The organism is Planococcus sp. 11815, from assembly GCF_051096385.1.
GTDB classification, from domain to species: domain Bacteria; phylum Bacillota; class Bacilli; order Bacillales_A; family Planococcaceae; genus Planococcus; species Planococcus citreus.
On sequence record NZ_CP096991.1, the window covers coordinates 1,775,826 to 1,801,686 of the forward strand.

Sequence of the window (25,861 nt, forward strand, 5' to 3'; positions counted from 1 at the left end):
TTATAATTCCCCTGTCTCTCAGCTCATCAATTAACTGCCTCAAGCCGTTTTTCCGTGTTTCAGCTCCCCAATTCCTGCGACTTGCCAATTTCCTGTAAACTTACATAATAATCAGTTAAATCCGGTCGTGAAAGCGCAGGCTTTATTTTTTGAAACCAGATGAAAGCGCTTTAAAAATAGCGCAACTTAAAGCCCCTGACCGGCAACCAGAATGATCAAAAAGGAGAGATTTTTTATGACAACAACAACTAAAGGTTTAGAAGGTGTAGTCGCAACACAATCGGCGATCAGCTCGATCATCGATGATACCCTTACATACGTCGGCTACAATATCGACGATCTGGCGGACAACGCCAGCTTCGAAGAAGTGATCTACCTATTGTGGCACCAGCGTTTGCCGAAGGCAGACGAACTAGCAGAGCTGAAACAGCAGCTTGCTGACAACATGGCGGTGCCGCAAGCGGTGCTCGACCACTTCAAGACATACGACATCAAGAACGTCCATCCGATGGCGGCACTGCGCACAGCGGTCTCCATGCTCGGTCTCTTCGACGAAGAAGCGGAAGTGATGGAAGATGCAGCGAACTACCGCAAAGCCATCAAAATCCAGGCGAAGATCTCGACGCTCGTCACGGCATTCGGCCGCATCCGTGCAGGCAAAGAACCGATCCAGCCGAAAACGGATTACAGCTTCGCAGCGAACTTCCTGTACATGCTGTCTGGCGAGGAGCCAAAAGACATCGAAGTCGAAGCGTTCAACAAAGCGCTTGTCTTGCACGCTGACCACGAACTGAACGCATCGACGTTCACGGCACGTGTGGCAGTGGCGACATTGTCCGACGTCTATTCCGGTGTGACGGCAGCGATCGGCGCCTTGAAAGGCCCACTTCATGGCGGCGCCAACGAGCAAGTCATGAAGATGCTCACAGAAATCGGGTCGGTCGACAACGTCGAGCCGGTCATCAACGAAAAACTGGCGAACAAAGAGAAAATCATGGGCTTCGGCCACCGCGTCTATCAACAAGGCGACCCACGTGCGAAGCACTTGCGTGAAATGTCGAAAAAGCTCACCGAGCTTCGCGGCGAATCGAAGTGGTACGACATGTCCGTCAAGATCGAAGAAATGGTGACAAGCGCCAAACCGCTTCCACCAAACGTCGATTTCTATTCGGCATCTGTATACCACTCGTTGAATATCGAGCATGATTTGTTCACGCCGATCTTCGCGGTCTCCCGTGCGTCGGGCTGGCTCGCGCACATCTTGGAGCAATACTCGAACAACCGCCTGATCCGCCCGCGTGCGGAATACATCGGGCCTGGCATGCAGACTTACGTGCCGGTTGAAGAACGTTAAGACGATGACCAAAAGCTTGAGCCGCAGCACCTTTTAATAGGTGTACGGCTCAAGCTTTTCTATTTGCACGAGCCAGCCCGCTATGGTTGTTTCAAGGATTTCATTACGGCTATAATAATATAAAGACATGCCCGACAAATTGTAGATAGGAGGCGCTCTCATGAATTACACAGAAACCGGCTGGAAACTGCAGAATAGTTATGCAGGCCTGCCGAAAACTTTATATGCCCCGATGGAGGCCAATCCGGTTTCATCGCCTGAACTCGTTATCGCAAACCGAGCATTGGCAAAATCACTTGGCCTGGACCCAGCACGGCTAGACAGCCCTGAATCACTGCAAATATTTGCAGGCAATCAATTTCCTGAAGGCAGCTTCCCGCTCGCCCAAGCCTATGCCGGCCATCAATTCGGCCAATTTACGATGCTCGGCGACGGCCGTGCCATCTTAATCGGTGAACAGCAAACACCGGATGGCGAGATTTTCGATGTCCAATTAAAAGGCGCCGGCATCACGCCTTTTTCCAGAAGCGGAGACGGCCGTGCGGCACTCGGGCCCATGCTGCGGGAATACATTATCAGCGAAAGCATGCATGCGCTCGGAATTCCAACGAGCAGAAGCCTTGCAGTTGTGTTGACAGGAGAAAAGATTCAGCGCTACTCTGCAGAACCTGGAGCGATCCTGACGCGGGTGGCCTCAAGCCATATCCGTGTCGGCACTTTTCAATTCGCAGCGAAATACCGTTCGACTGAAGATTTGAAAGCTTTGGCGGATTATACGATCAAACGGCATTTCCCAGAAATCTCCGGTCCAGACCGCTATATCGAATTATTCCGCCAGACAGCGCAGCGGCAAGCTTCACTCATCGCGAAATGGCAGCTCGCCGGTTTTGTCCACGGCGTCATGAATACGGACAATATGGCGATCAGCGGCGAAACGATCGACTATGGCCCGTGCGCTTTTCTGGACCGCTATGATGAATCCGCGGTCTTCAGCTCGATTGATGCTGGCGGCCGTTATGCTTATCGCAACCAGCCGCTCATCGGCGGATGGAATTTAGCGCGTTTTGCAGAGTCCCTGTTTCCTCTTTTAGATGAGATTCCGGAAAAACAGGCCTTGTCGTCTCTCCAAGGAGCGCTTGAGGAATACGTAAGTTCAGAAAAACGATTTTATTTAGCAGGCATGCGCGAAAAATTGGGCTTGTTTACCGAAGCGCCAGGAGACGAACAATTGATCGATGACTTGCTGGCATTGATGCAGGAAAAGCAAGCGGATTATACCAATACATTCCGTTTCTTGACTTTCGAAGCAGTGGAAGAGCCCCAACTGGCAAACGACCCGGCTTTTAAAGAGTGGCATAGCCGCTATAAAGCCCGTCAGCAGCAAGAAGGCCGCTCGGCACAAGAAATCCTGGAATTGATGAAAAGCCGGAATCCGGCCGTCATCCCGCGTAACCACCGCGTGGAAGCGGCACTGGAAGCGGCAGCGCAAGGCGATTATGAAGTGATGGAAAATCTTTTGGATATCCTTCGAAATCCATACTCCCATTCCGAAGAACAGCAGCCCTATACGGCCCCTCCACCGCCTTCGACGCCTCCATACCAGACCTATTGCGGAACATGAACCAAAAAATCCCCTGCCTTTTCATCGGCAGGGGATTTTCTCTATTGCGCTTGTCTGTTCGATCACTGTCCGTCTGTGACTTCAGTGACACTGACCATTTTCACTTCGTCCATCTTGAATTGGTAATACGTATCGTTGTCGCCGATAAATTCGCGGAAATCATCCGCATCCAGACCGCTGACCGCTTGTTTTGGGGTATCTGCTTCGACGGTGCTGACCGCTTCGACGCCTGCGCCGAAATGATAAACGACGCGGAATTTTTTTGTTGATGCCATAATAATTGGATTCCTCCTCAAATGCTTGTCTGCTTTAGGTTTACCCGATTTTTTAGGGAGTATTCACCTCAGCCATCACTTTCTCATTGTCGTTGAAAATAGGAGAACCCCTTTACTTGGAAAAGTATTTGGCTTAGACTTTAGCCATCGGGCAAACCCGACACTTAAAACCGCATACAGTTTTTCTGCACTGGGGGTGCATGTTTTGCTGAGATGAGAGCTTTCGCTCCGATCCCTTATGACTCGATCAGGTTAGGACCTGCGTGAGGAAGTGCGGTGACTTTCCGACATGACTACGAAGTAAGGTAAAGTGGCTGCATCTTCACGGATGCGGCTTTTTTGTGCATATTTTTAGGAGGGATTCTAAATGGAACCAACTTCATGCGGCAACAGCCCGATCGTCGGATTTCGCTTTTCCTTGCATCCGATGAGCGGAAATTTTATCAAGATCATCAAAAGCGCGTTAAAGGATACCGATACATCCCATGTGTGGATGCAAACCGATGATGTCTCCACCGTCATCCGGGGCAAACAACAGCATGTCTTCAATGTTGCGAAGGCGCTCACTCTTCATGCGGCGAAGACAAAGGAACATATCGCCCTGTCCGGCACCTTTTCAGCTGGATGTCCTGGAGATACCGCGGGCGATGTGTATTTGGAGACACCCGCTAAACCGGCAAACCAAGACCGTACCGAGCAATATGTTTCATCGCAATTCGCGCTTTACCCGATGAACAACCCCGACTATATGGATGTCATCTACCGCGAAGTGGAACGTGCCAAAGAGTTCGGCGTGTGGAACGATTCCATGCAATACGCTAGCGGCATTCACGGGGATATCCATGAGGTCTTTTCTTTTTATGAAACCTGCTTTTCGAGCGCACGCTCTGATCAATATCCCCATCTAGTGATGACCGTTTCCATGAGCATCAACAGTCCTTCACATAAAACGGGCGCTGAAAATTTTTCTTAAAGAATAAATTACCTTGTGACCCTAAATGTTGGTCATACAAAAACAACACCCCGCAGTTGGATCGTTCTCTGCTGGGAGTGTTGTTTTGGTTAACATAATAAGATTATCTTCAAACTGTTTTCAACTCTCGATTTTGCCGTAAGTGATTTCGTCTTCATCCTGTACATCAACGCCGTTTTTGACGTGGACAATGGTCCGCAAGATCAATTTGGCATTTACGTTTTCCAGCACCCACCGCTCATCTGGGACAATCTCGAATTGCTGCATGACGGTGTTCTTTGATTTCACGGCCCCCGCAAATTCCAAGCTCTGCTTGGCAACTGGCGTTTCATAAAAATCAAAATCGCTGTCTTCCCGGTAATCTTCCACTAAACGAATCACTTGCAGTTCGATATAATCGATTTCCTGATCGCCGCTTCCACCGTCTAAATAGACAGTCCCATTCAATGTTTCGCCTTCTTCAAGATGCGGCCTTTCCACTACAGTGTCCACTTTGATCGAACCGATGCCGATTGAAGATAAAAAGTCTTTGAATTTCATAAAAATCTATACCCCCAAAATTTGATAATTCTCCATACCACTTTTTCCTTGCCTTTAAACGGCACTCTTAAAGCTCAGTATAATCGTATTGTTTATCCAAGTCTGTCTCATAGCGGTTATAACGCCGTTTGAACAACTTGTACAAATGGCTGACGATGACCCGCAGCAACGCGTACATCGGGATCCCCAAAATGACTCCGACGACGCCAAACAAGGAGCCTGCCGTCAATAGGACGAAAATGATCGTGACAGGGTGGATGTACATCGTCTTGCCCATCACTTGCGGCGAGATCAAATTACCCTCCACCAGCTGCACAACGGTCCACACAATCGCCAGTTTCACGAGCATGAACGGCGAGGTAACAAGTGCAATGATCGCAGCGGGCGTAATTGCGATTGCTGGACCGATATAAGGAACGATACTGGTCACCATCGCCAAGGCGCCAAGCAGCAGCGCATAATCCATGCCGATGATCAAAAAGCCGATATAGACCATTACGCCGATGCAGAATGCCACGATGAGCTGGCCTTGAATATAGGCCCCCAATTGTTTGTCTGCATCCTTTAAAACTTCTCTTGTATCGTCGCGGAACCTCGGCGGCAACAGTTTCAGGAAATAGTCCGGAAGCTTATCGCCGTCTTTCAATAAATAGAACAGGATAAACGGAACGATGACAATCGACAAGATAACGCCCGTAATGGTTGAAATCCAGCTGGTGACGCGCGAAATGATGCCTGTCACTGTCGCTTGCAATGTATCCGCGATGCTGGTCGGCAAAGTGGCAATCAACGCTTCGATATTGAAGCTTGAATCCCGGTAATAATCACCGACAAAGGAATTGCGCAAGAACTGGTCGATATTATTCAATAAGCGCATGAAATAATCCGGAAATTCCTCGATCAAGTTCTGGAACTGGTCCCTTAAAAATGGAAACACAAGGACGCTCAACAACGTCAAGAGCCCGATACCCCCAAGGAAGATAATGAGAATGCCCCAAATTCTCGGGATCTTGAACCGTTCCAGTAACCGCAACACTGGCCGCAGCAAATAAAACAGGATAAGCGCCAGGACGACCGGCAAGACGACCGTTTTCATGAATACATTGAGTGGATTGAAGATGAACGACACTTCCCTGAAGATGAACACGACAAGCCCGATCAAAATTAAAATCAATAAAGTAAAGAACGTATTCCTTCCGCCCAGAAAGCGGATATAGTTGGTAGCGAAAAACGGCGGTCTATTGTCATCTGGCGGCATGGCGATCCCCTTCTTTATACAGGCTTCTACCTGTAGTTTACCATATTATCTGAAAAATTAGTTGAGTGGCTGAGACAAAAATTCTTCCAGCGCACGGCGGTTTTGCTCTATATCGATTTCCAGAACAGAGCCCGCTTGCGGATAATTCGCATAGCTGTAGCCGCTTTCAACCGGAATCGTCAAGCGTTCGATTTCGCCGCTGCCACCGGTTCCGAGCTGTGTCGCCAATTTGATTTGGTCGACCAAAGGCATATCGGTCTGCACATAGCCTTGTGCCGCTCCAGCTAGTTTCGGCAGTTTCGGGATTGACGATACGCTGATCAATTCATCTTTCAATGCGGCAATTACTTGCTGCTGACGGCGCACACGGCCGAAGTCGCCTTCATTATCCGAACGGAAGCGCGCGTAGCCTAGCAATTCCTGGCCGTTCAACTGCTGGACGCCGGGAGACAAAGTCACGCCGATTTTCTCGGACATTTCTTTTTCAACGTCGATTTCAACACCGCCTGGCGCTGCGATATCGACGAGCGTTTCAAAGCTCTTGAAGTCAACCAGCGCGTAATTATGAATTTCGACGCCAAACATTTCACGCAAAGTCGATGCCAGCAAGTCGACACCTCCCAAATAATACGCTGTATTCAATTTATAGGATTGATAGCCAGGGATATCCGCATAAATATCTCGCATGAACGACGTGATCTTCACTTCATTGTTTTCACGGTCGTGGGTCACCATCATCATCGTATCCGTACGGGACTGCTCTTCCCCACGCGAATCCACCCCGAGTACGAGGATATTCTGGTACCCGCTGTTGTCTTCATCTCCTGAAAATGGTTCCGGTTCAATTTCGGTTTCGCCGGCTATGTTCTGTCCCTGTTGATATTGGATGAAAAAGTAAATTCCCGCACCGAGCAATAAAATGATCAATAATAAGAAAAGTTTGCCTCTCGGGCGGAAACGTTTGCGTTTTCTGGTCTGCCTCGTTTCGTATTGTTCTTCCATGATGTTTACATTCCTTTCTGAGCTGTAGCAATTGATTAGACGCACATGAATGAAGCAAGGTTTCCCCTTGCAACACGTTTTTATTGTCTGTGCTTGGCTGGAGTGGTAAAATTCTTCTTATTCTCAGGCGCTATTTCCCATCCCCAGTCAAACATCCAGCTGGCTGATGCCCAAAGCTGCATGCATTGTATAGGGATGGTGGCTGCCAGTATAATAAATAGAGGGAGGCAATCCGATGTTTGAAAAAGCAACATTCGCTGGTGGCTGTTTTTGGTGTATGGTCAAGCCTTTCGATCAATTCGATGGCATTGAATCCGTGGTTTCTGGATATACAGGCGGCCATTTGGCGAATCCTTCATACGAGCAAGTGAAAAACGGCTATTCCGGTCATTTGGAAGCGGTCGAAATCACTTTCGATCCAGCGCTCTTCCCGTACGAACAGTTACTGGACATTTTTTGGCAGCAAATTGACCCAACCGATAATGACGGCCAGTTCCAAGATCGCGGGGCTTCCTATCGCCCGGCTATTTTCGTCCACAATGAAGCGCAGCGGCAAATAGCGCTTGCTTCCAGAAAACAGCTCGACGCAAGCGGCCGTTTCGATAAGCCGGTCATCACTGAGATCCAAGATGCTGAGCCTTTCTATCCGGCAGAAGACTATCACCAGGATTTCTACCTGAAAAATCCTGAACATTATGCCCAGGACCGCGCCGAATCCGGTCGCGATGAGTTTTTAACTGCTGTGTGGAAGAAAGCCGACGCCTAATGCGCCGGCTTTTTCTAGTTGTATAAAACTGTGAAAAAACCTAAATCATTTTCACGCTCCACATGGCTTCCATATTTTTCATTGACAGATTATTCACTTAGTTTAAAATCAGGATACGCGGGTCTTCCCGCCATACTGCGTTAAACAGGAGGCTCCCTTATGAAATGGCTCAGCACATTGGACATCTTTTTCGTGCAATTAATCCTTTTTCCGCCGTTTGTCATTCTGCTTGGCGTCGCATCCGCTATCCTAGCCAGCCGGATATTCATCGGGCCCCTCATCACGCTCGTTACAGCGCTTGAACTGAATTATTGGTATTTCTCAACTATCCTTCCAGAGGCGGAGATCCCCCTGATGATGATTGCTTCATGGGCAGTCCTGTTCCCGCTTTTGTCGCTATATTTTTCATGGATGGCGCTGGCCCTGCCCAATAAACAAAGCATTAAGGCTCTCGATTGAGCAAATAAGCAAAAAAGATCATGAAAAAGACGAATGCCAAGAACAACCATAAAGTAATATCGTGGTTCCCTGTCTGGTCATAAACCACTCCGATGATAAAAGGCATGAATGCCGAAATTAAATAACCGCCGGACTGGGTCATGGCAGCCCAACTATTGGCTTCGTCAGCAGAATCCGTCGCATCGAGCGGCAAAAGCAACGCGATCGGGAATAGACCACCAAGCGCCACGCCTATTAAAGCGGCTGCCAGCCACACCGACCAAGTTCCTGCAAACATCAACAATAGGATGCCGGCAGTCCCGAACGCAAGCACTGCCAATACCCACAGGAAGCGATTCGGATAACGGCTGAATAGCAGCGGGATCGAAATATTGCAGATAATCTGCACCGCCGTCATGACGGTAACGACAGCTCCTGCCGACAGCACGCTCAAGCCCTTGTCGATCGCAATGGGCGCGAGCCATGTCAGCATCGAGAAAAAGAAAGCAGATTGGAAGCCGAAGAACAAAAGCATATACCAAGCCTTCACATTTTTCCACGGGCTTCCGCTGATCGGCAATGAATCATCCGGCAGTTGTTCTGACTTTGCGCCCGCTTCAGGCATTCTCAACCATACGATAAGTGCGGCGAGTGCCAAGCCTGACCAAACCGCAAGTCCCGCCGGCCATCCAGAAGCCGCATAGACAACACTCGTCAATCCTGCGGCTAATGTCGCACCGAGCCCCATGCCGAACGAATAGACCCCGATCAAGGAAGCTGTCCGGGTCGGGAAGTCCCGTTTGATCATGGCAGACAACATCGGCCCGATGATGGCGATCGCGATGCCGATGAAAAACGAACTAAGCAATAAATTGAAATAGCTTGGCCAAAAGCCGCGCCCTAAAGTGAAAATGCCGATAACTACCAGCAAAAAGCCGATGGAACGCTTCAAGCCAAAGCGCCGGTTGAAGACGATCGCAAACGGCGCGAACACCCCCATGCATAACACTGGCACAGCGGTCAATAAACTGACTTGTCCATTGGTCAGCATGAGATCCGAGCGAATCGGCTCGAGCATCGGGCCGATTGAAGAAATGGCCGGCCGCAAATTGAGCGCCACTAAAAGGATGGCGAAAATGATGCCGGTCAAAGCAGATTTTTTTCCAACTTCCTTCATATTTTTCTCTCCTTATCCCCCGACACCAAACTTGTGTTCCTGCCGTCGCTTCCCTTAAAATAAGACTGGAAAGGCGGGTTGCTGGATGAAGCTCATAAATTGGAGCTACGCAAAACGATACAATATTAAAGCCACTTTTGATGAATTTCCGCACGTCGTCGTGCTGTTCCGCCAGATCGGCGGCTATTACTTTATTTTCTCGATGAAAGGCCTGACGCCGGAACACGTTCCAGGCAGGCGCGAATATGTACAGATGGAATACCTTCTGAATAAAGAACTCGGCCAATTGGATGCTTATCTCCGCAGAAAAAGCCGTTAACACTTGTCCTTTATTAGTTTAGCCGACACGGGCTTTGAACGCTACCGGTTTAGGGCGTATTCGTGTTATACTATTCATATTGTGAATTTTAGGAGGACGAATAATAATGATAGCAGTAAATGATGTATCCTTGCGTTTTGGCGACCGCAAATTATTTGAAGATGTCAACATCCAGTTCAACCCGGGCAATTGCTACGGCTTAATCGGGGCGAACGGCGCCGGTAAATCGACGTTCATCAAGATTCTTGCCGGCGAACTTGAAGCTCAATCCGGCAATGTCTCTATGGGCTCTGGCGAACGCCTCGCCGTATTGAAGCAAAACCACTTTGAATACGAAGAATATGCAGTTCTTGAGACAGTCATCATGGGCCATAAAAAGCTCTACGAGGTCATGTCCGAGAAGAATGCCATTTATATGAAAGAAGACTTCTCTGACGAAGACGGCATGCGTGCAGCTGAACTTGAAGGCGAATTCGCGGAACTGAACGGCTGGGAAGCTGAATCCGAAGCCGCCATCCTGTTGCAGGGCCTTGGCATTTCCGAAGATCTCCACGATAAGAAAATGGCGGAACTCTCCGGATCCGATAAAGTCAAAGTTCTTTTGGCACAAGCTCTATTCGGCAAACCGGATGTTCTTCTTCTGGATGAGCCGACCAACCACTTGGATTTGAAAGCCATCCAATGGCTTGAAGAATTCCTGATCAACTTTGACAACACTGTCATAGTTGTATCGCATGACCGCCACTTCCTTAATAAAGTATGTACCCATATCGCCGACCTCGATTTCGGGAAAATCCAGCTCTATGTCGGCAACTACGACTTCTGGTATGAATCCAGCCAATTGGCAACTCGCTTGGCATCCGACCAGAATGCGAAAAAAGAAGAAAAAATCAAAGAGCTCCAGGCCTTTATTGCCCGTTTCTCTGCCAACGCCTCGAAATCCAAGCAAGCGACCTCACGGAAGAAAATGCTTGATAAAATCGAGTTGGACGATATCCGCCCATCTTCCCGTAAATACCCATTCGTCAACTTCACCATCGGCCGCGAAATCGGCAACGATGTATTGACGGTAAAAGACCTGAGCCAAACAGTCGACGGCAATCAATTATTGAACAACATCAGCTTCAATATGAACAAAGACGACAAGATCGTCTTGATGGGCGACCCATTGGCGAAATCGGCGCTCCTTCGCGTACTTGCCGAAGAAGACGAGCCGGCTTCCGGTTCTGCCCGTTGGGGTGTCACCACTTCACGCGCCTACTTGCCGATCGACAATACCGAATACTTCGAAGGCAGTGAAACTTCCTTGGTGGATTGGCTCCGCCAGTATTCACCGGAAGATGAAAGCGAAACATTCCTTCGCGGCTTCCTTGGCAGAATGCTATTCTCTGGCGAAGAAGTGAAAAAGAAACCTTCTGTTTTGTCCGGTGGCGAAAAAGTACGCTGCATGCTATCAAAAATGATGCTGTCGCATGCCAACGTGCTGCTATTGGATGAGCCGACCAACCACTTGGACCTTGAATCGATCCAAGCCTTAAACAATGGCATGATCGCATTTAAAGGCGCCATGGTCTTCACTTCCCATGACCATCAGTTTATCCAGACGGTTGCTAACCGCGTCATCGAAATCCAGGAAGATGGCTCGATTCTCGACAAGCAATTGACTTACGATGAATTCTTGGAATGGAAAGAAACACAAGGCATCGCCAAATAATTCCCAGACATAGGAAAGCCCTTCAGAAATTTTATTTCTGAGGGGCTTTTTTTGTTTTGGTTTTATTTCAGGAAGCGTTTCACGGCTTTTCCGGCTGGCAACTTCGCTGCCCAACGGTCCCCGGAATTCGCCAGTTTGCTGAGCACTTTCAACAGGTCTTCGTCTCCCGCCCAGTGCTCGGTCACAACTTCTTTCGGGAATCGGTTCAAGACCGTGTTGATGACGTATACTGCGACAATGACATCGTCCATGAATCCGCCTGGCCCGACTAAAATTTCCGGGAGAAAATCAATCGGCGCCATGAAATAAAGCACGCCAGCACCGACGTAGGCTTTGCTTTTCTTATCGATCCGGCTGTCCAGCAGCAAGCGGGTCAATAAGTGGAAAAGGTCTGGTGCAAATAAGACGAACTGGCCAGCGGAATCCAGTTTTGATGATTTGCTCTCGAGCCAATTGTGTACCCTAACACGAAGCTTTTGATAGAAATCCTGTTGTTTCTCTTCACTTGGCAGTGGCTTTTTTAAATATTCGTTACCCATATGCGTTCCCCTTTCATCCGGCAGTTAGAAGACTAATGTAACGTTCGTCGCTACCCGTTCCTTGCCGGGAGCACCGTCGTAAATGGTAAATTCAACGTGTTGGTTCGGCATGAAGCGGCGGAAGCCTTCTTCATTGATGTTGATCGTTTCGAAATAGAACAATTCGCCAGTATCGCCTTCGATATAGCCGAATCCTTTGTCGTCATTAAATTCTTTGACTTTTCCTTGCATGGATAAATCCCCCTTCAATGTTCTTGGTATTCTAATTTAGATATACCCGACTAATACCGGAGATTAAACAATGGAAACCGCCTAGGAAAAAATCCATCAAAAAAGAACTGCCATTACGGCAGTTCTTGGATTGGAGAATTAAAGTTTAGTTACGTTAGTAGCTTGAGGTCCGCGGTTGCCTTCCTCTACTTCAAATTCTACGCGCTGTCCTTCGTCAAGCGTTTTAAAGCCTTCGCCTTGAATCGCTGAGAAGTGTACGAATACGTCGTCGCCGCCTTCAACTTCGATGAAGCCAAAACCTTTTTCTGAGTTAAACCATTTTACTGTACCTTCTTGCATGTTAAATTACCTCCTGTGGTAAGAAAAATTTTTCAATATGCGAACTTTCATAAAAAAATTCACATATTCCCAAAAGTACCGACACTTGCTGATCACTTTTGGGAATATGTGAATAGCTGTTGCGGAAGTTCGTATGTTGAATTACCTTAATTATATCAAATTGACTATAAAAGTCAAACAAATCTAAAAACTTTCTGAATTTTTTCCAAACTATTTTTTTGGCCTTCTAAAAAATCCTTATAAGCATTATGCCAAATTAATGGGAATTTGTAAAGCGCTAATGTGTCAGGCTGCTAACGGTCCGGAAGTTTGTATTGGCTCTCCCGTTCACGTAAAATAAGGGATAGAGACGCGCGCGATGAAACTTTTTCCTGCGCCGCACGTATAGTTTAGTAGCCGTTAAGGAGGTTAAAGCATGAAACCCATTAAGCCGATCGAAAACTTCATTAAAAGACAATCGGTCAGCCTCCCTCTCATGTCCGCTATGTTTCCGATCCTTTATTTAGGCGCGGAAATCGGGCTGCTTGCTTCTGGTGCAGTTGCTGCCGGCACCTATTTTGCCAGCAATACGTCGATGAAGCAATACCAGCTGTCGAGCGATTCCAAGCAGCTCGGCATGACCAGAAGCGAATACCGGAATATCCGCGTGCAGATCAAGGAAGGCAAAGAAAAAATCAAAACCTTGCAAAGCCAATATTATAAAGTGCGTTCCATTTCCTCTTTCAAGCAATTAATGGATATGGTCAAAATCGCCAATAAAATTCTACTTATCGTCCAGCAAAACCCGCGCAAATTCTACTTGGCAGAACCGTTCTTCTATTCGCATCTGGATTCAGCCATCGAATTGACCGGCAAATATACATTATTGGTCGGGCAGCCCGTCAAAGACATGGAAATGCGCATTGCGCTCCAGGAAACGCGAGAAATGCTTCGTTCATTGCAGCAAGTAATGGAAGCCGACTTGAAGCGCGTGCTGTCTACGGATGTGGAGCAATTGCGCATGGAACTCGATTATGCGCGGCTCGCTGTCGACCAGCACAATACGAGAACGATCGACCAGCAACAGCAAATCGAACATAAAGGAGACATGGAAAATGACCAACAATCAGACGAGAAATGAGTTGGATGAGCTTCTTGGAACCCCTTTTGGTATGGAGCAAGCATCCCCGCAAACGCAGTTGGCGCAGACGGAAGGACAGCCTGTCGCGCTGCTCGACCGCCTGAGTGCCGAAGAACAGGAAAAAGCACGTGAATTGGCCAAGCAGATCCCGACCGGCAACCGTGAAGCCATCCTCACATACGGTGCCAATGCCCAAAACCAACTGAGCCAGTTTTCGCATAAAATGCTCGATCATGTACAGCGAAAGGATATCGGCCCTGTCGGCGATGTGCTGCATGATCTCATGAAAAAGCTCGAACAGCTGAACCCGGAAGAACTGACGCAGAAAAAGCAAAAAGGGCTGCGCAAAGTGTTCAACCGCGCGAAGTATTCCGTCCAGGAAATGATGAGCAAATACCAGAAGTTAAGCACGCAAGTCGACCGCATCAGCATCCAGCTTGACCATTCAAAACGAGGCTTGTTGGAAGATGTCCAGATGCTCGAGCAATTATACGACCAGAACAAGACTTATTTCCAGGCTTTGAACGTCTATATCGCAGCAGCGGAAATCAAACGGGATGAGATCATGAACGAAACGATTCCGGCACTGCGCAAGAAAGCCGAAGCATCCAACGACCAGATGGCCTATCAGGAAGTGAACGATATGGTCCAGTATGTCGACCGCTTGGAAAAACGCCTGTATGACTTGCAATTGTCGCGCCAAATCACCATTCAAAGCGCGCCGCAGATCCGCATGATCCAACAGACCAACCAAACGCTCGCAGAAAAAATCCAATCATCGATCATGACATCCATTCCGTTATGGAAAAACCAGATTGCCATCGCTTTGACCTTGAACAAGCAGATGAAAGCGGTCGAAGCGCAAAAACAAGTGACCGCCACCACAAACGACCTGCTATTGAAAAACTCGGAAATGCTCAAGATGAATTCGATCGAAACCGCACGTGAAAACGAGCGCGGCATCGTCGAAATCGAGACCTTGAAGCAGACCCAGGAGAATTTGCTTGAAACGATCGAAGAAACATTGAAGATCCAGGCAGAAGGCCGACGTAACCGCAAAGCGGCAGAGCTTGAAATTGGCCGCATGGAAGAAGACTTGAAGCAACGCCTGCTTGCCATCCACGACGGCCAGGAAAAGAACTGATAAAAAACCCCTTCGCATTTTTTGCGAAGGGGTTTTTACAGAGTGTTGAAGAAGTCTATAAATCCATTGCGAAATAGAATGGAGTCGTTTTTTCTACATTCAATAATCAATGATCTTTCTAAGTATTTGGAGAAGCGTTCGCTCGACTCCAGTGGATCAGCGAGACGACCGAGACCCCGCAAGGAGCACAGCGACTGAGGAGGCTTGGGCGCGAGCCCACGGAAAGCGAGCGATAAGCTTCGGAAAATACGACTCTTAACTTTCTCGACAAGCTGAAAAAACCCCTTTGCATTTTTTGCGTAGGGGTTTTTAGGTTCTTCATTACAATGCCTGTACAACTAAATGCAAGGTACGTTTCAATAAGCGCAGCGTCTGCTCGACAAATTGCTCCAACGAATCAGCGCTTACCGATTTATTGCCATACAGCATCCGGTAGAATGCAGCTTGTTCTTCGCTCGTCGATTCACCGCTCAAGAACAGGTGCATCACTTCCATGCCCATTTTCTCGGTTTCCGAAACGGCTTGTGCCGTATCGATGATGCCGTTGTCGGCATAATTATAAGCAGATGGCTCGCCGTCCGAAAAGACCAGCATAAAGCGGTGTTTTTCCGGGCGCTGTTTCAAGCGTTCGGCCATCCAGCGAATCGCAAAGCCATCGCGGTTGTCCTCATGGGCATCGAGCGAGAGAATCTCTGCCGCATGGTCGGTCATGCCGTCGGTAAATTTATGCAGCCATTCAAAATAATTGGGCTGTTGAGCATCCCCCGCCTCATAGGCATCTTCATAAAACACCGCAATTTCATGAGGGATCTTGAGCGCCCTGAGCACATCGTGGAATAATAGCACTGCTTGTTTCGTCTCGTCGAGCTTGTCAACCATCGATGCAGAACCGTCTATCATCAAGCTGAATACCGCATCCAATTGTTTCGATGGGGCGGTTTTCCGGTAGAAAGGCTTTGGCCGTTCATCGGTGATGAGCGGCAACAGATTTTTCGATAATCGCCCGGCATGCAAATTCGTCCGTTCGCTTTCGATACGCTGCTGCATGCGCTTTTGCATTTCCTTCAGCAAGGCGCGCACAAAGGGTGCTTGCTCGCTGCGCCATTGCTGCAACTGCTGGCGGTCAAAAGGCAAAGCCTCGATGCGCGATTCATAATATACGACGCCATCGTTCGCGGAACCGAAACGGCCATTTGCTTTTTTCGGTTTCTTTTCGTCTTTTCTCTGTTCATCAGGCAAATTATCTTCCCGGTGTTCACCTTGGGATTCCCCGGTCCCGGTTTGTTCAACTTCCCCGGCGCCTTCTTCTTCCCTGCCCCCATCGGCAAGCTTCGAATCACCCCGTTCAAGCTCATATTCCAGGGCGGCGGCATCATTCAATTCCGTTTCACGGTGCCAGGATTGAAACCATTCTTCGATCGTGTCGATTTCCTCTTGTTCTTCGGACTGCTCCGCCTCGATGCCTTCATGGTACCTTGTCGGCGGCGTTTTTTCAGCCGGCTCCCCGAAGGTATAATACGTATGGAGGGCGTCAGAGCCCAATAAATACTCCAGGCGCGGCAACACTTTGGAGACCGTACGCGCAGAGTCTTCAGTGGAATCCGCACTGAACAATTCCGTCCATGTCAAAAACAAAGGATCCAGTTCATCACTTAACGAGACTTCCCGGCCGCGTAATTTTAAATAAGCGGCATTCAGGAAAGCATCCGCCCAAAACCCTTTTTTGCGATTTTGTTCCAGTTGGTCGGAATGAAAACCTGAAACGATGTTCTCCCTCACTCCAAAAGCATGCTTGGTCCCGGGGCGTTCCGCAGTGATGCGGTCACTTAAACGGAATTCTTCTGCCATTAACAGCAATTGCGCTGCCAGTTCCGGCAAACTGGTCTCCGTCTGCTCGAAACGGCGCCAGGAACGCAAGCTGAAATGGCGCCAAAATCCGGCGCTCACCAAATAAATATCCGAAAGATAACCTGCTTGTTCGACCTCTTTTGGGCGATGGCGCCAAAATACACTCATGGAAACAGCGCCTTCAGATGGCCTGAATTCCCAAAGCTTCCTTGTCGTCAGGCTTAGGTAAGGCGCGGATGACAATGCTCTCGCAAGCTGCTGCATCCGGTTGAGGAGCCTCGTATCAACCGTTTCGTTATTGAATTGGATAAAGCGATTGATTGAAGTCATCCTGCATCCCTACTTTCGCCACGTATTCGCCAAATCCATCAGCAACTCCCGTTCACTTTCGTCATCCAGCTTTTCGGCGATGGCGTAGCGGACGGCGCGCAGGGGGTCGATATGCAATGCGAGCGCTGTGGCATCGAGCAAGCTCCGGATCGAAGCGGCTTCTTCTGACATCAGGCCCGTTTCCACTTGCTTCATCAAATCCGCTGCCAAGTTCAGCATAAACGTTTTCAGTTTCGGGTCGGCATCCGGAAATTCCCGGTCCCATAGGCCCCGCAGCTGTTCTCCGGATAAATAAGGAACCGAATAAGAAATAAAGCGGTTTTTCAGCGCTTCATTCATTGGCGAGGTGCCGATATACCCTTCATTGATGGCAGCCATTACCGAAAAGTCAGGATGCGCTTGGATCACTTCACCGGTAAACGGATTGGTCAGCATCCGCCGATAGTCGAGCGCACTGTGAAGGATCGGCAAGGTTTCAGCTTTCGCCATATTGATTTCATCGATGTAGAGGATATGGCCATGTTTCATGGCGGTCACGACTGGGCCTTCAACAAATTCAATCGCGCTCTGGCCATCACGCTGCACCAATGTCTTAAAGCCAAGCAGCGCTTCCGCATCCAAGTCGACGGAACAGTTGATGCTCTGGATCGGCTGTTGGAACAGGTCGGAAACGCTTTCGGCGAGTTTCGTTTTGCCTGCTCCAGTCGGCCCTTTCAACAGCACCGGCTTCTTCAACACGACAGCTGTCAGGATATCATTCCATAAATTTTCATCAGGCGAGATATAGCCACCTTCCCCAATCAGGTTTGAATCTTCTGCATGGTCCCGTTGCGTCCGTTTCTTGATTTCTTCATCAATAATCGTCATTTGCTCCACTCCTGTCTCCATAGAAAAAACCGATGGATTCATCGGTTTTTTGTCATCACTCGAAATAAGTTTTGTAATAGCCGCCGACTTTACCTGTGTTGTCCACGACAAACAAAAATTCTTCAGTTTCATTTTTCACGTCGTATTGCTGTCCAGCTGTCAGCACGTTCGACACTAAAAATTTGTCGGCATCGGTATGCTTACACGTAACGGTGCGAACGGTTTCTTTTTCGAGCCAATTGGTATGTATCATCGGTATCATCCTTTTCTGTCAATGTGAATGTGATGTTCTGCTACTCTATTCAGTATAAGGAAAATTGTACGGGAATTCAAACTTGCCCTCCCTTGCCGCCCTTTCGCGTGATTGCCAGATACCCAATCAACCCGATGACCGCGATACTCGATAAAGCGATCAAAAACCATTGTAAATTCCCAAGAATCGCTTCATAAGCATATGGAAAACTGCGGCCTAATGTGAAATACGTGATGGTCCAGACAAATCCGGCAGGCATCGCGAATAGCAAATAACGGCCAAGTGGAAAGCGGTCGGCCCCTACGACATAAGGCATCGCCCAGCGCACACCGGGCAGGAAGAAGCTGAATGCAATTGCCCAATTGCCTTTATGGGCTAAAAATTGCCGGAAGCGTTCAATGCCATTCTGCAGAAATGTCGTTTGCAGCCATTCAATTAAGCGATGGCCGAACAGCCACCCGAGCCCGTAAGCAAATAAATTGCTCGTGACCAACCCGCTATATGCTGATAAAAAAGCTGGAAGCGGCTTGAAATCGCTCGTTTCTGTCACGACACCTGAAAACGCTGCCGCGAATTCATTCGGAATCGGCAGGCCAAACAACAAAAGCCAATTCACCAAGAACATGCTCAAGTACCCGTATTCCATCGCCATTTCCCATAAAAAATCCAGCTCCATCCAAATCCCCCGTCTCTATGCCACATTATCCCATAACAAAAGGCAGCCCCGCAATGGAGCTGCCTTCTGGAGTGGTCTTAAGATTCAAGCAATAGGTCTTCTGGGTTCTCGATCAATTCTTTCACTGTTTTCAAGAAGCCGACAGAATCGCTGCCATCGATGACACGGTGGTCATACGATAGCGCTACGTACATCATTGGACGGATTTCAACATTGTCGCCCACTGCGATCGGGCGCTTCTGGATCGTATGCATGCCGAGGATCCCGACTTGCGTACCGTTCAAGATCGGTGTAGACAAGAGTGAACCGAAGACACCGCCGTTTGTGATCGTGAACGATCCGCCGGTCATATCGCCGATCGACAATTTCTTGTCGCGTGCTTTTGTTGCCAATTCGCCGATAGACGCTTCGATTTCTGCAAAGTTCTTTTTATCCGTATCGCGGACGATCGGCACTACAAGGCCTTCTTCAGTCGATACAGCGATCCCTACATCATAAAATTGCTTCAAGAGCACATCCGTGCCATCGATTTCAGCATTGACGTATGGGTATTTTTTCAATGCAGCAGTTACTGCTTTTGTGAAGAATGACATGAATCCAAGCTTAACGTCATGGTCTTGCTGGAATTTGTCTTTCTTGCGCTTGCGCAGTTCCATTACATTGGTCATGTCGATTTCGTTGAACGTCGTCAGCATGGCAGTCGATTGCTTCACTTCAAGCAAACGCTTAGCAATGGTCTGGCGGCGTCTTGTCATTTTTTGACGGACTACGCGGCCGCTTTCTTCATCAGAAGAAGGCGCTGCAGGTGCAGAAGCTTTTGGTGCTTCCTGTTTAGCTGGAGCCGCTGCCGGTTTCGAACCGTGTGCTTCAACGTCTTGGACGCGTACGCGGCCCATTGGGTCTACTGGGGTGATAGAAGCCAGGTCGATGCCTTTTTCACGAGCCAATTTGCGGGCTGCTGGGCTTGCGATTGTGCGGTCAGAAGAAGTGCTTTCTTCTTCTGTAGGCGCAGCTTCCTGGTCTGCAGGAGCTTCTTGCTTCGCTTCTTCTTTAGCAAGATCTTCTTTTGGTGCTTCTTCTTTTTTCGCTTCTTCTTTCGGTGCTGAAGCTGCCGCTTCGCCAGAGCCTTCTCCGACTGTTGCGATTACTTGGCCGACTTCAACTGTATCGCCTTCTTCAGCGAGCAATTCCTGAACGACGCCCGCTTCTTCAGAGATGACTTCAACATTGACTTTGTCTGTCTCAAGTTCAACGATGAATTCCCCTTTTTCTACTGTATCGCCTGGCTGTTTCAGCCACTGGGCGATTGTTCCTTCTGTAATCGATTCTGCTAATTCCGGTACTTTGATCTCTGCCACAATTAATTCCTCCTTAAAAGTTCATCATTTCGATTTAGCTAGAGCTTCATCGATGATGCGTGCCTGTTCGACTTTATGTGACTCGCCGTCGCCTTCTGCAGGGCTTTGGCGCTTCATGCGTCCGTAGTATTTCACTTCTTTGCCATCTGCGAGTTCGCGCAAGTAAGGGTCGGCAAATGACCAAGACCCCATATTTTGCGGCTCTTCCTGGACCCAAGCCAATTCCTTGGCATTCGGGTAGCGGTCGACAATCGCTTTGATTTTTTCAGCCGGGAACGGATACAACTGCTCGACGCGGACGATATGCGCCCACTCGTAGTCTTTTCCGTCTTTGACGCGTTCCGCCAAATCGATGGCCATCTTACCGCTAGCGAATAGCAGGCGTTTCACTTTCTTCGCATCCTGCCCCATGCCCGGCTGTTCGATCACTGTCTCGAACTTGCCTTCTGCCAATTGATCGACTTCAGCCCCGACGAGCGGGTGTCTCAGAAGTGACTTCGGCGACACGATGATCAATGGGCGGATCGCTTCTTCCCCAAGCATTTTCGCCTGGCGGCGGAGAATGTGGAAATAGTTTGCTGCGCTGGATAGGTTAGCGACTGTCCAGTTATTTTCTCCAGCCATCTGCAAATAACGCTCGAGACGTGCACTGGAGTGTTCCGGGCCTTGCCCTTCATAGCCGTGCGGAAGCAGCATAACCAGGCCGGATTTTTGGCCCCATTTTGCGCGGCCGGACGAAATGAATTGGTCGAACATGACTTGTGCCATATTGGCGAAATCTCCATATTGAGCTTCCCAAATGACTAAAGCTTTGTCGTTCTCTACGTTATAGCCGTATTCGAAGCCAAGAATAGAAGCTTCACTTAACGGGCTGTTGTAGACGACGAATGATGCTTTCGAGTCGGAAATGTGGTGAAGCGGAACAAGTTCGTTGCCGTTCTTCTCATCATGCAGCACAAGATGGCGGTGTGCAAAGGTTCCGCGCTGTGCATCTTGCCCTGTGAGGCGGATCGGGTTGCCTTCTTGCAAAATGGCACCGAAAGCCAAAGTTTCTGCATGGGCCCAATCGATTTTGCCTTTTCCTTTGAATGGCTCTTCGCGGCGTTTCAGGATGCGCGCCAATTTGCCGAATGCGGAAAAGTCTTGTGGCCATGACAATAGTTCATTGTTCATCTTTTCAAGGACGTCTTTGCCGACGCCCGTTTCGATTTCCGGGAAACCATTCAAGACAGCTTCCGGCATCTCTAATTTCGGATGATCGTCGGATTTGTTTTCTTTTACTTTGTCATACGCTTCCTGCATCACTTTTTGGATGTCTGCATCAAGCTCTTTGACTTCATCTTCTGAAAGCACGCTTTCGGAAGCTAATTGTTTTCCGTACAATTCACGGACCGTATCGTGCTGGTGAACGCCGTGATACATCATCGGGTTCGTCACTAACGGCTCGTCCATTTCATTATGGCCATAGCGGCGATAGCCGATCAAGTCGATCAGGATGTCCTTGCCGAATTTCTCGCGGTATTCAAACGCGAAGCGGGCAACAGCTACAACAGCTTCCGGATCGTCTGCATTGACATGAAGTACCGGAACTTCAAAGCCTTTTGCAGGGTCTGATGAATAATGCGTCGAACGGGAATCGTGCTGTTCCGTTGTGAAACCGATCAGGTTATTGGCGATGATGTGGATCGATCCGCCCGTCTGGTAACCTTTGATGCGGCTGAAGTTCAAGGTTTCCGTCACGATGCCTTGCCCTGGGAACGCGGCATCGCCGTGTACGAGGATTGAATAGGCTTTATTCGCGTCTTGTGGTGCCAAGCCGCTCTGTGCTGTCATTTCCTGCGCAGCGCGTGTTTGCCCTGTCACAATCGGGCTCACGACTTCCAGGTGGGATGGGTTATAGGCAAGTTTGATCTTAGTTCCTGCTTTGGAACTGTGAGCAGCACCCATATGGTACTTCACATCGCCGAACCAACCTTTGGTGATCTCAAGTGACCCGTCTTCCGGAAGGAACGCTTCATCGCCGACATGCGCGAATCCAGCGAACATCATTTCGTACGGTTTATGGAGGATGTGCGTCAACACATTCAAGCGACCGCGGTGGGCCATGCCGATCATGATGTTTTCAGTGCCTGCCGATTCAGACATGCGGACCAGTTCATCCATCAAGACGACAAGCGAATCGACACCTTCGATAGAAAAGCGCTTTTGCCCGACGAATGTGCGGTGGACGAACTTCTCAAATCCTTCAACGCGCGTCAAAAGATCCAATACCTGTTTTTTCTTGTCGGCATCGAGTTTCGGCTTCATATCGCCCGCTTCGATTTTCGACTGGATCCAGCTGCGTTCCTGCGGTTGGATGACGTGCGCGAATTCGTAAGCGATTTTGTCCGTGTAAAGCGATTTCAGGTAATTGATTGCATCGAGGCCGTTTTTCACTTCGGCTGGAGGATTTTCCAGGATCAAAGATACGGGAACATCTTTCAAATCGGCTTCAGTCAAGCCATATTTCGAAATTTCCAGTCTTTCCGTATCACGCGGCTGGTCTTTCAACGGATAGATATCCGAAGCCAAATGGCCATGTGCACGGATAGCTTCCGCCAAATTAACCGCTGCCAATACTTTTTCAAAACGGTTCGGTTCGACTGCTACACCAGAAGCAGCGCCAGTAGCATCGCCTGTCTGTACGGCAGGCTGCTCTGTAGGGGGGCCGTATTGTTTGAATAGCTCTGCAAACTCAGGATCGATCAATTCAGGGGAATCCTGGTAAAGGTCGTACATCTCCATCACGTACCCTAAGTTCGGGCCGGTTATGGAATTCCATGGGGATTTTGTGTCCGGTTGATTGGTAGACATTGAATAACCTCCAACTATTTGCCTTATGGCATTCACTTTTATTTATAGGTCTTTCCTATTTTAGCACGCCCCTCGCCCGACTTAAAGCGGCAGGGCTGTAGCGGTACTGAACGAATTTCCATATCAATCTTACTACTTCCACTGAAAAAAACAATGCTTTTGGTTGAAAAGATTCAGCTAAAGCGCATTGAAGCGCTTACATGCCTGCAAGGTGGCAGAATTTCCATCTTTTAATGGAAGAAACTCATGATTCGCCATGAAAACAAACAATGCCTCCGCCTTTTTTCTTGGCCTCATACAGCGCATGGTCGGCTTTTTGGATCAGCTCCTCGAAATCGCTCCCATTTTCCGGATACAAAGCACTGCCAATTGAGCACGTCGGCGAGAAATGCTGGGCGTCGATTGCCCATCCATCTTTCAATGTTTGCTGAATTCGAGAGATGATGTTCTCAATCTGGCTCCGGCTATTGATCGCGGATATGCCGGGCAGCAGGATGAGAAATTCGTCTCCGCCGATGCGCGCCGCTACATCGTGTTTTCGTATGCTGCGTTCAAGCGCCCGGGCAAATTGATGAATGAATTCATCCCCGATTTCATGGCCATGCCGGTCGTTGATTTCCTTGAAATTATCGCCATCTATGTACAAGACAGCGACTTGGTCTCCTGTCCGGTTGCTTTTGGCTTCCATTTCACGAAAATGCTTGACCATCATCCGGCGGTTCGGCAAATTCGTTAACGGATCGTGATACGCCATATGATGCAATTGCTCTTCCATTTCTTTGCGGTCGGTGATGTCAAATAAGATGGACAGCATTTGATAGATGCGCCCTTCGACATCAAACAGCGGAATGATTGTGGCATCTACCCAAAACGGCTGGCCATTCTTTTTTAAGCTGCGCACTTGCCCACGCCAAATCTCGCCTTTTTTCAGAACCGACTGGAGATGGGCAAGTTGTTGGCTGGACATGATCGCCTGTCCAATCGACTGGATATTCATCCCAGTCAATTCACTGCTGTCAAAGCCCGTCAACTTCTTGAAATTTTCATTGGCAAATTCAATCATACCGGAGTTATCCCAAATGAGGACGAGCGCTGCGTAATTCAGTGCATCTTTGTAGCTTTCCAGAATATTCTCCGTCCGTTTCAGTTCATGCTTCAATAATAATTCATTCGTTAGCTCACGGAACACGACATGAAAAGCACGGATAATCCCGTTTTCCTTGATCAATGAATAACTGGCCGAAAACTTCGCTTCGCGGCCATCGCTTTTGATGCGGGTCAAAAAAATCGAACTCGCCTTATGAGTGCTTGTGCTGTTTTCAAGAAGAAGCTTGCCCATTTCAAAAAATTTCTGTTTGTCCTGCGGGATATCATCGTAATTGTGGCCGAGCCATTCCTTACGGTGCACGCCAAACGTTTTTTCGTAAGCCGGGTTCATATCGAGGATCGTGAAATCCGCTGAAATCATCAACATCGGGTCGACTGAATTTTGGACAAGCGATTGATAGAACAAATAATCCTCTTCGATTTTCTTTTGTTCGGTCACATCTCTCGTGACCGCCAACACATATTGCGTGCCTTCATGGCTGAAAGGGGTCAGTTCGGTTTCCATCGCGGTTCCGCGGTCGGAGAACAAGCTATAATCCCTGTATCGATGGCGTTCATTGCGCTTGATCGCAATCCGGTATTGCTTATGGATTTCAAGCGCCAATTCCCTCGGCATGCATTGTTCTACGCTGCGGCCCGTCAAATCGATCCCGAAAATCTCCCGGCAGACCGGATTGACCCAAGCATAAACGAAGCCGTTGCCCTGCTGCTGCATGAAATAGACCGGGTCGGCCGCTTTCCCGTACAGCATATCCATTTGCTCTTTCGTAAAAGGTCCCGACATCGAATCCACCGCTTTCTGTTATCTCAGCCCTGCTGTCGCACCGCTGATTTTCTCAATGAATTTTTCATAAGCCGGCTGCTCATCCGACTGTTTCACCAATTCCAGCTCGCTGTCTGCTAAAGCCGCGCCGGCATGGAAGCGATAAACGCCCAAATATGTCGCATTGCCGCTCAACTTCAATCGATAGTGGCCACCTTCGGATTTTACCGAACAGTTAACCATACCACCTGGGTTAAAGACGGAAACGTCCCCGAATGGAACAAGCCCCGCAAGACAGCTGACCAAGGCGGAAGCCGTCATGGCCGTACCGCAGGCATCCGTAAAGCCGACGCCTCTTTCATAGGTCCGGACAAAAATCCCTTCTTCTATTGGTGTCACATAGCTTAAATTGACGCCATCCGAGAAATACGGGTTATCGCCGTTAAAATATGCCGCCCATTTTTCCTGATGTGACGGATCTTTCTGCAATTCCTTGCCGACGATCCCGATCAAATGAGGATTCGGCACAGCGACAGCCGTAAACGGAATGTCAGCATCGATAAAAGGCAGCGCTTGCTGGCGCCATTCCGTATGCGTTTCGAGCGTCATCGGCAAATCGGCAAGCTGGAAAGATACCGGCGAAATTTCCACGCCGTACATGTTCACGCCAGCGTCAATCTCCGGTTCTTTCTGCACTGCCAAATCCGCTTTCATCGTTTCGATCACTGCCTGATCGATGCCTTCCCGCTCGCAAACAAAGCGCGCCACGCAGCGCAAGCCGTTGCCGCACATGGACGCTTCAGAGCCGTCCGTATTGAAAACACGCATTTTCGCATCAGCGTGTGTGGATGGCGAGACCGTCAAGAGGCCGTCTATTTGCTCATCAAGTGTCGCCAGTTGCTTCGTTAATTGCGGAAAATCCTTGCGGTCGTTTCCTTCATAGAGAAAAAATGTATTCATTGAACCATGTACTTTCAGTAATTCCATAACGACACC

25 protein-coding genes and 1 riboswitch are annotated in these 25,861 nt (G+C 48.8%); of the genes, 9 read left to right on the top strand and 16 right to left on the bottom strand.

Going from position 1 to position 25,861, the window contains the following annotated elements:
- Window positions 1-235 precede the first annotated feature (235 nt).
- A complete protein-coding gene (gene citZ / locus M1Q06_RS09055) occupies window positions 236-1,354 on the top strand; it encodes a citrate synthase (RefSeq protein WP_434399406.1) in 1,119 nt (372 codons plus the stop codon).
- Window positions 1,355-1,514: 160 nt separating this feature from the next.
- Complete coding sequence (locus tag M1Q06_RS09060) at window positions 1,515-2,975, top strand: protein adenylyltransferase SelO (protein WP_434399407.1); 1,461 nt, start codon at window positions 1,515-1,517, stop codon at window positions 2,973-2,975.
- 62 nt (window positions 2,976-3,037) lie between these two features.
- Here M1Q06_RS09060 and M1Q06_RS09065 read toward each other — a convergent pair whose 3' ends face one another.
- Window positions 3,038-3,250, bottom strand: coding sequence for a hypothetical protein (locus tag M1Q06_RS09065; RefSeq protein ID WP_121297483.1), 213 nt, complete (start codon window positions 3,248-3,250; stop codon window positions 3,038-3,040).
- Between the two features lie 182 nt (window positions 3,251-3,432).
- Window positions 3,433-3,537, top strand: a riboswitch (TPP riboswitch).
- Between the two features lie 80 nt (window positions 3,538-3,617).
- Between M1Q06_RS09065 and M1Q06_RS09070 the strand changes: the two genes are divergently transcribed.
- The gene (locus M1Q06_RS09070) at window positions 3,618-4,223 is read left to right on the top strand and encodes a YkoF family thiamine/hydroxymethylpyrimidine-binding protein (protein ID WP_434399408.1); all 606 of its coding nucleotides are present in this window, start codon (window positions 3,618-3,620) and stop codon (window positions 4,221-4,223) included.
- A gap of 120 nt (window positions 4,224-4,343) precedes the next feature.
- Here the strand turns inward: M1Q06_RS09070 and M1Q06_RS09075 are convergent, their stop codons facing one another.
- The 3 genes from M1Q06_RS09075 to M1Q06_RS09085 form a co-directional block, all read right to left on the bottom strand.
- On the bottom strand, window positions 4,344-4,763 hold the full coding sequence (locus tag M1Q06_RS09075; RefSeq protein ID WP_434399409.1) for a sporulation protein: 420 nt from the start codon (window positions 4,761-4,763) through the stop codon (window positions 4,344-4,346).
- A 67-nt stretch (window positions 4,764-4,830) separates the two neighbouring features.
- Window positions 4,831-6,021 carry an AI-2E family transporter gene (locus M1Q06_RS09080; protein WP_121297486.1) on the bottom strand — a complete coding sequence of 397 codons (1,191 nt, stop codon included), beginning with the start codon at window positions 6,019-6,021 and terminating at the stop codon, window positions 4,831-4,833.
- A 57-nt stretch (window positions 6,022-6,078) separates the two neighbouring features.
- The gene (locus M1Q06_RS09085) at window positions 6,079-7,023 is read right to left on the bottom strand and encodes an LCP family protein (RefSeq protein WP_434399410.1); all 945 of its coding nucleotides are present in this window, start codon (window positions 7,021-7,023) and stop codon (window positions 6,079-6,081) included.
- A gap of 235 nt (window positions 7,024-7,258) precedes the next feature.
- On the opposite strand from M1Q06_RS09085, the gene msrA reads away from it, so the two are divergent.
- Together msrA and M1Q06_RS09095 are read left to right on the top strand one after the other, a co-directional pair.
- Window positions 7,259-7,789 carry a peptide-methionine (S)-S-oxide reductase MsrA gene (gene msrA, locus M1Q06_RS09090; RefSeq protein ID WP_434399411.1) on the top strand — a complete coding sequence of 177 codons (531 nt, stop codon included), beginning with the start codon at window positions 7,259-7,261 and terminating at the stop codon, window positions 7,787-7,789.
- 159 nt (window positions 7,790-7,948) lie between these two features.
- Window positions 7,949-8,248 carry a hypothetical protein gene (locus M1Q06_RS09095; protein WP_434399412.1) on the top strand — a complete coding sequence of 100 codons (300 nt, stop codon included), beginning with the start codon at window positions 7,949-7,951 and terminating at the stop codon, window positions 8,246-8,248.
- Here the strand turns inward: M1Q06_RS09095 and M1Q06_RS09100 are convergent.
- Window positions 8,232-9,404, bottom strand: a complete 1,173-nt coding sequence (locus tag M1Q06_RS09100) for an MFS transporter (protein ID WP_434399413.1) — start codon at window positions 9,402-9,404, stop codon at window positions 8,232-8,234. The two genes, M1Q06_RS09095 and M1Q06_RS09100, sit on opposite strands and share 17 nt — an antisense overlap.
- A gap of 85 nt (window positions 9,405-9,489) precedes the next feature.
- Here M1Q06_RS09100 and M1Q06_RS09105 point away from each other — a divergent pair, with 85 nt between their 5' ends.
- Together M1Q06_RS09105 and M1Q06_RS09110 are read left to right on the top strand one after the other, a co-directional pair.
- Window positions 9,490-9,723: a hypothetical protein gene (locus M1Q06_RS09105; RefSeq protein WP_068869215.1), complete on the top strand. Its 234-nt coding sequence runs from the start codon at window positions 9,490-9,492 to the stop codon at window positions 9,721-9,723.
- Between the two features lie 106 nt (window positions 9,724-9,829).
- Complete coding sequence (locus M1Q06_RS09110; protein ID WP_121297491.1) at window positions 9,830-11,437, top strand: ABC-F family ATP-binding cassette domain-containing protein; 1,608 nt, start codon at window positions 9,830-9,832, stop codon at window positions 11,435-11,437.
- Window positions 11,438-11,499: 62 nt separating this feature from the next.
- Here the strand turns inward: M1Q06_RS09110 and M1Q06_RS09115 are convergent, their stop codons facing one another.
- From M1Q06_RS09115 to M1Q06_RS09125, 3 genes are all read right to left on the bottom strand, one after another.
- Window positions 11,500-11,976: a YkvA family protein gene (locus M1Q06_RS09115; RefSeq protein ID WP_434399415.1), complete on the bottom strand. Its 477-nt coding sequence runs from the start codon at window positions 11,974-11,976 to the stop codon at window positions 11,500-11,502.
- 24 nt (window positions 11,977-12,000) lie between these two features.
- Window positions 12,001-12,207, bottom strand: coding sequence for a cold-shock protein (locus M1Q06_RS09120; protein ID WP_121297493.1), 207 nt, complete (start codon window positions 12,205-12,207; stop codon window positions 12,001-12,003).
- A 138-nt stretch (window positions 12,208-12,345) separates the two neighbouring features.
- Window positions 12,346-12,546 carry a cold-shock protein gene (locus tag M1Q06_RS09125; protein ID WP_033541967.1) on the bottom strand — a complete coding sequence of 67 codons (201 nt, stop codon included), beginning with the start codon at window positions 12,544-12,546 and terminating at the stop codon, window positions 12,346-12,348.
- 415 nt (window positions 12,547-12,961) lie between these two features.
- Here M1Q06_RS09125 and M1Q06_RS09130 point away from each other — a divergent pair, with 415 nt between their 5' ends.
- Window positions 12,962-13,666 carry a 5-bromo-4-chloroindolyl phosphate hydrolysis family protein gene (locus M1Q06_RS09130; RefSeq protein ID WP_121297494.1) on the top strand — a complete coding sequence of 235 codons (705 nt, stop codon included), beginning with the start codon at window positions 12,962-12,964 and terminating at the stop codon, window positions 13,664-13,666.
- A complete protein-coding gene (locus tag M1Q06_RS09135; RefSeq protein WP_421958170.1) occupies window positions 13,587-14,810 on the top strand; it encodes a toxic anion resistance protein in 1,224 nt (407 codons plus the stop codon). Before M1Q06_RS09130 ends, M1Q06_RS09135 begins: the two co-directional genes overlap by 80 nt.
- A 321-nt stretch (window positions 14,811-15,131) precedes the next feature.
- On the opposite strand, the gene M1Q06_RS09140 is transcribed toward M1Q06_RS09135, so the two are convergent.
- The 8 genes from M1Q06_RS09140 to dapF all read right to left on the bottom strand — a co-directional run bounded on the left by M1Q06_RS09140 (window position 15,132) and on the right by dapF (window position 25,852).
- Window positions 15,132-16,988, bottom strand: a complete 1,857-nt coding sequence (locus tag M1Q06_RS09140; RefSeq protein ID WP_434399416.1) for a vWA domain-containing protein — start codon at window positions 16,986-16,988, stop codon at window positions 15,132-15,134.
- 9 nt (window positions 16,989-16,997) lie between these two features.
- Window positions 16,998-17,855, bottom strand: a complete 858-nt coding sequence (locus tag M1Q06_RS09145) for an AAA family ATPase (RefSeq protein ID WP_434399417.1) — start codon at window positions 17,853-17,855, stop codon at window positions 16,998-17,000.
- Window positions 17,856-17,910: 55 nt separating this feature from the next.
- Complete coding sequence (locus M1Q06_RS09150) at window positions 17,911-18,108, bottom strand: DUF6501 family protein (protein WP_121297498.1); 198 nt, start codon at window positions 18,106-18,108, stop codon at window positions 17,911-17,913.
- Between the two features lie 76 nt (window positions 18,109-18,184).
- Window positions 18,185-18,784: a DedA family protein gene (locus M1Q06_RS09155; protein ID WP_121297499.1), complete on the bottom strand. Its 600-nt coding sequence runs from the start codon at window positions 18,782-18,784 to the stop codon at window positions 18,185-18,187.
- Window positions 18,785-18,861: 77 nt separating this feature from the next.
- On the bottom strand, window positions 18,862-20,142 hold the full coding sequence (gene odhB / locus M1Q06_RS09160; RefSeq protein WP_101190396.1) for a 2-oxoglutarate dehydrogenase complex dihydrolipoyllysine-residue succinyltransferase: 1,281 nt from the start codon (window positions 20,140-20,142) through the stop codon (window positions 18,862-18,864).
- Between the two features lie 24 nt (window positions 20,143-20,166).
- Window positions 20,167-22,995: a 2-oxoglutarate dehydrogenase E1 component gene (locus M1Q06_RS09165; RefSeq protein WP_434399418.1), complete on the bottom strand. Its 2,829-nt coding sequence runs from the start codon at window positions 22,993-22,995 to the stop codon at window positions 20,167-20,169.
- 244 nt (window positions 22,996-23,239) lie between these two features.
- Window positions 23,240-24,886, bottom strand: a complete 1,647-nt coding sequence (locus tag M1Q06_RS09170; protein ID WP_434399419.1) for a diguanylate cyclase domain-containing protein — start codon at window positions 24,884-24,886, stop codon at window positions 23,240-23,242.
- An 18-nt stretch (window positions 24,887-24,904) separates the two neighbouring features.
- Window positions 24,905-25,852, bottom strand: coding sequence for a diaminopimelate epimerase (dapF, locus tag M1Q06_RS09175; protein ID WP_434399421.1), 948 nt, complete (start codon window positions 25,850-25,852; stop codon window positions 24,905-24,907).
- Window positions 25,853-25,861: the final 9 nt, after the last annotated feature.